The following is a 5662-nucleotide window of genomic DNA, read 5'->3' as shown; positions in this document are numbered from 1 at the left end:
CATATGAATACATAATGGAATTTGAGAAGTTTCTTACTTCAAGAAATTATAAAATTAACACTATTATCAAGCACATCAAGCATTTAAGAAGTTTTTATAATGAAGCAATAAACCAAAAATTAATTAAAACCGATGAAGATGCATTTAGAAGATACAAAATGTTAAAAGGTGAGTCGAAATATACATTTCTTCTGCCTGAAGAGCTGTATAAACTGGAAACTTTGTCATTGTGTGGAAAGAACAAGAAAATGCTACATACGCTAGATGCCTTTCTATTTTGCTGCTATACTGGACTAAGATATTCAGACTTTTGTTCGTTAACTAAAGAGAATCTAATCAATATTGATAATAAATTATGGTTAATGTATAAATCTGTAAAAACAGAAGTCGAAACCAGATTGCCCCTATATCTTCTTTTTAATGGTAAGGCAATGTCTATATTAAAAAGGTATAGTTGTGACATAGGTTCTTTTTTTAAAATAAATTCAAATTCAAGTATTGACAAGGAGCTAAAGAGAATAAAAATGTTGGCAGGTATCAGTACACATATTTCATTTCATACGGCCAGACATACAAATGCAACTTTACTTGTATATAAAGGTGTAAACATTACTACTGTACAGAAATTATTGGGACATAAGAATATTCGTACTACCCAGCATTATGCTGACATTATTCCGCAAGGTATTGTGAATGATCTGGAAAAGAATGCTTGAAGAATATTATAGATCAAACGTACGCACATTCAATCTAAAACGTGCGCACATTCGATTCAAAACGTGCGCACGTTTTACTTGAAACATGCCCACGTTTTTTTCGAGGTATAAGGATGTAAGAAAACGTACAATAACGGTCGAACACTCAACCTCTCTTTTTAATATTTTACGCCTCAAAGGATTTAGTTATCTTATGCCGGATCCAATATAAAAAGAGGTATAATACAAGCATTTCTAACATAGTGAAAAATAGATATACTATTTATATAAAGATTTTGTAAATAAGTAAAAGTTCGGCCGGAACTTTGGTTATTTCATTCATCGGAATGAAAACACAGGAAGTGGCAATTCAAAAGATTGTTAAGGTGGAATTGCATTCTGACTCGGAGCTATTGGACGAAGTGACAGTCGTTGCTTATGGCACTAAACGTAAACAAGACTTGGTCGGTTCTATCAGTAGTGTTAAGAAAGAAATTATCAGTAACTCACAAGCGACTTCTGTAACAAATGCCTTGGAAGGAACTGTTGCAGGTCTGCAAATTGTAAGTTCAACAGGTCAGCCTGGAAGCGATGCCAGTATAGTTTTACGTGGTATTGGTTCCTTGTCTGCAAGTAATGAAGCTTTGATTGTTGTTGATGGTGTACCTTTTAATGGTAGATTGTCTGATATAAACCCTGCGGATATTGCTTCTATTAACGTATCAAAAGATGCAGTGTCAAACTCTTTGTATGGTTCGCGTGCTGCAGGTGGAGTAGTAATGGTTACAACTAAAAGCGGAAGTAAGGATAAAGTATCTATAAACTTTAATGGTACATGGGGTGTGACTCAGCGTGCTTATAAGGATTACAATATGGTTACTGATCCAGGAGAATTTTACCGTTTGACATGGTACGGTATTCGTAACACTCAATGGGCAAGTGGAATGTCAATTGAAGACGCAAATTTGGAAGCTAGTAAATTGTTGTTGAGCGAATTAGGAAATTACAATGCCTTCATCATTCCTGAAGGAGAATACTTGGTGACACCGGACGGAAATTTAAACACAAATGCTCGTCTTCGTTATAATGACACTTTTGCTGACGCATTATTTAATAATGCTTTCCGTCAGGAGTATAATGTATCTGCATCAGGTGGTAATGATAAGACTGATTATTATGTATCTATGGGATACTTGGATAACGATTCTTATGTATTAGGCTCTTCTTATAATCGTTTTACAGCTCGTGCAAATATTAATTCTCAACTGAAGTCTTGGTTGAAAGTAGGAACAAATGTTGGTTACTCAAAAACCACACAGAACGGAGTGCAGGAAGGGGCCGGATTAGCGTCCAATCCGTTTAGTGTAGCACGTTCTTGGGCTCCAATCTACCCGGTTCATGCTTATGATGCAGAAGGAAATATGAAATATTATGAGAACGGAGAACCTATGTACGATGCCGGAAATGGTGAAACAGACGGTACAGGAAAGCGCCCTACTGCAACCAATCAGAATGTTATAGCAAACATGAATGAAGATATCCGTGAAAATGTATATAACAATCTGACTTCACGTTCGTATATAGAAATATCTTTCCTGAAGAATTTTAAATTTACTGCAAACTACAGTTATGATTTTACCAACAACAGTTCAACTACTTATTATACACCTTTAATAGGTGATGGACAGTCTTTTGGTGGTCGTGGTACAAAAGGTAGTTATAACACAATTACTACAAACTTTAACCAGATTTTGGCTTATAGTAACGCATTTGGCAATCATCATTTGTCTGCAAAAATGGGCCATGAGGCTTATAAATATGAATTCAAATATCTGGAAGGACAGAAAACCAATTTCTTCAATCCTAATAATCCTGAACTGGTAAATGGTGGTCAGATGCAATACATCGACAGTTATACAGTTGACCATAATATAGAAGGATATTTTGTTATGGCAGACTATGACTACGATAATAAATATTATCTTTCTGCTGCTTTCCGTCGTGACGGTACATCACGTTTCTTGAATCGCTGGGGTAACTTCTGGTCAGTAGGAGGTGCTTGGCGTATCAGCAAGGAAGAGTTTATGAATGGTACAGAATCATGGCTTAACGATTTGAAACTACGTGCATCATACGGTACTCAAGGTAATGAAAACATCCTTTCAGGATATAGTTATGCCTATACTCCTTACATGGATCAATACGAAGTTACTTGGAATGGTTCTGAATTGGGATATTCACCTGTATTTTATGGTAATCCGGACTTGACTTGGGAAAAACAGAACACTTTTGACGTAGGAGCTGATTTCCGCTTGTTTGACAGAGTATATGGTTCATTCGAATATTTCTACCGTAGAACAGACGATATGTTGTTCCAACGTCCTGTAGCTTTCTCTACGGCTGGACGTCCATATAATTGGGAAAACTTAGGTGCAATGAAAAATGCAGGTATCGAATTTGATTTGAATGTTGACATCTTCAACAGACCTGACTTGAAATGGACTGTATCTGTAGTGGGTTCTCACTATAAGAATCGTATCTTGACACTGCCTGAAGAGAATCGTAAAGATGGTATTACAGATGGTTTGTTCAATTTAAGAGAAGGAAAAAGCCGTTATGAATACTATACTTACATGTATGCAGGTATGAATGAAGAAGGCAAACCTATGTGGTATAAAGATGAGTTAAATGAAAACAATGAAGTAGTAGGTCGTACAACAACTACTACTTATGCAGATGCAACTAAATATTTCCTTGGTAAATCTGCACTGCCTGATTTTAATGGTGGTTTGAATACTACATTCTCTTACAAAGGTATTGATCTTTCTATAGCTACAGCTTTCCAGATTGGTGGTTATGCTTATGACTATTCTTACTTGGATGGCATGAGTCAATCATTCTATGTAGGACATAATAAAGATATGTGGGATACTTTCAATCCGGAAACAGGAAAAGGTAAATTACCTATCTGGAATGCAAATGATAGTGGTAATTCATTTACTCAATCATCAGATCTTAATCTGATAAAGGCAAGCTATTTCAGCATACGTAATATTACTTTGGGATATACATTGCCTAAGAACTTGATGAAGAAAATAAGTGTTGAGAAAATGAGGATTTATGTAACCGCAGATAACTTCGCACTATGGTCTAAACGTCAAGGTTTTGATCCTCGCGTTTCTATGGCTGGTGCAAGCAGCAGTTATGGTGGATATTCTCCAATGCGTGTAATTTCTGGAGGTATAAACCTTTCTTTCTAACTTAAAAATATATTATAGTATATGAAGATAATGAAATATATGATACAGGCACTTATTGCCGGAGGCCTGTTTACATCGTGTCTTGAAGACGCTGACGTTACCGCTTATTTAACAGAAGATCAACTGGGTAGTGTAGCTCAGGAGGATCCGGACAAGACATTTTCGGCAGCAGTGGCAGGTATGTATTCTGACATGCAAAGTTATGTTGACACAGATATGAGTCATAATTATTTCGGCCAGAAGAGTTTTGACTATCTGACATCACTGATGGGTAATGATATGATTATGACCGGTCGTTTCGCAATGAGTCTCTATCATTATATGATAGATTACTGGCAGCAGAATTATACACCGACAAATAACAGATGGAAAGAATACTATCGAGTAATATCGAATGCCAATAATATTCTAAAACTTATTGACCCGGAAAGCAAAGACCCGGCTAACTTGAAATACAGAGCTATTGCTATGGGATTCCGTGGTTATGCTTACTTGTACCTGACATATCTGTATCAGTATTCTTACTATACAGGTGTAGATGGAACCAAGTGGGGACGTGGATCAAAATATGATTATTCCCAATCTCCGTGTGTACCGCTTATAACCGAGAAAACAGAAGGAGACCAGCCTCGTGCCACTGTGGCGCAAATACATGAGCAGATAAAAAACGACCTTACTACATCATTTAATCTGTTTAAGGAATTAGGAATGGAACGTACTTCCTCACCTGTTGACATGGACGGATGTGTAGTAGCTATGTATTTGGCTCGTGCATATATGGTTACTCAAGAATGGGATAAGGCTATAGAGTATGCACAAGTAGTAATAGACAATTTTGATATATTGAAAGGTGAAGATAATTTACTACAGGGATTCAGTAATATAAACTTGCCTGATGTTGTTTACGGATGCGATGTTACAGCTGATAATACTACTATATATATGTCTTATTTCTCACAGATGGATGCATACGGTGATGGGTATGCCGGTATCGGAGTATGGCGTGCTGCCTTCAAACCGCTGGTAGACCGTATTGCTGATAATGATATTCGTTTGAAATGGTTCTGTTGTGATCGTTCTACAGGAACTGACGTTAAAGGTGAAGACGGTTCAATTAAGCGTGTTACAATGCTACGTGACACCAAATCACCTGCAGCGGTAGAATATCAGGCTGTGAAATTTATCGGTACGGGTCGTGAAAACATCAAGGCAGGAGTATTTGCCGGATGGGAATTGGGTGATTATATATACTTGCGTTCGGAGGAAGCTTATTTGATGAAAATAGAGGCTTTAGCTCATAAAGGATCAAATGATGCTGTAAAAGAACTCAATGAATTTATGAAAACCCGTCAACCTGATTATGAATATACATTTAGCAACAAAGCTGATTTGATAGAGGAGATAATATATCAGAAACGTGTTGAGTTTTGGGGTGAAGGTTTGGAATATATTGACAACCGTCGTTTGAATATTCCTGTTGACCGTACAGATGAAACTTGGGGTGCAGAAAACAACAATCATTTCTCTGCTGCAAAATTTAGACACGAGCAGGAAGATCGTAATTTCCTTTATCAATTACCAATTTCAGAAATAGAGAACAACTCTCAGATTTCTTCAAGTGACCAAAATTGATAAGTCAATATGCTCATTTTTAATAGATAAAACTATTTGAAATCGCATTTATAATCAGCCTATTGAGGTTAAAGT

3 protein-coding genes are annotated in these 5662 nt (G+C 36.6%); all 3 read left to right on the top strand.

Annotated features, from left to right (window positions below; all coding sequences use genetic code 11):
• Positions 1-716, top strand: a 716-nt coding sequence (locus tag I6E24_RS15140; RefSeq protein WP_235329417.1) for a site-specific integrase, incomplete at its 5' end; no start/stop codon positions are given.
• A 281-nt stretch (positions 717-997) separates the two neighbouring features.
• Positions 998-3955, top strand: coding sequence for a SusC/RagA family TonB-linked outer membrane protein (locus I6E24_RS15135; protein ID WP_317218744.1), 2958 nt, complete (start codon positions 998-1000; stop codon positions 3953-3955).
• 21 nt (positions 3956-3976) lie between these two features.
• Positions 3977-5587 carry a RagB/SusD family nutrient uptake outer membrane protein gene (locus tag I6E24_RS15130; protein WP_235329415.1) on the top strand — a complete coding sequence of 537 codons (1611 nt, stop codon included), beginning with the start codon at positions 3977-3979 and terminating at the stop codon, positions 5585-5587.
• Positions 5588-5662: the final 75 nt, after the last annotated feature.

Source organism: Bacteroides caecigallinarum (assembly GCF_021530995.1).
GTDB lineage: Bacteria > Bacteroidota > Bacteroidia > Bacteroidales > Bacteroidaceae > Phocaeicola > Phocaeicola faecigallinarum.
This window is presented reverse-complemented; position numbering and strand designations above follow the sequence as displayed.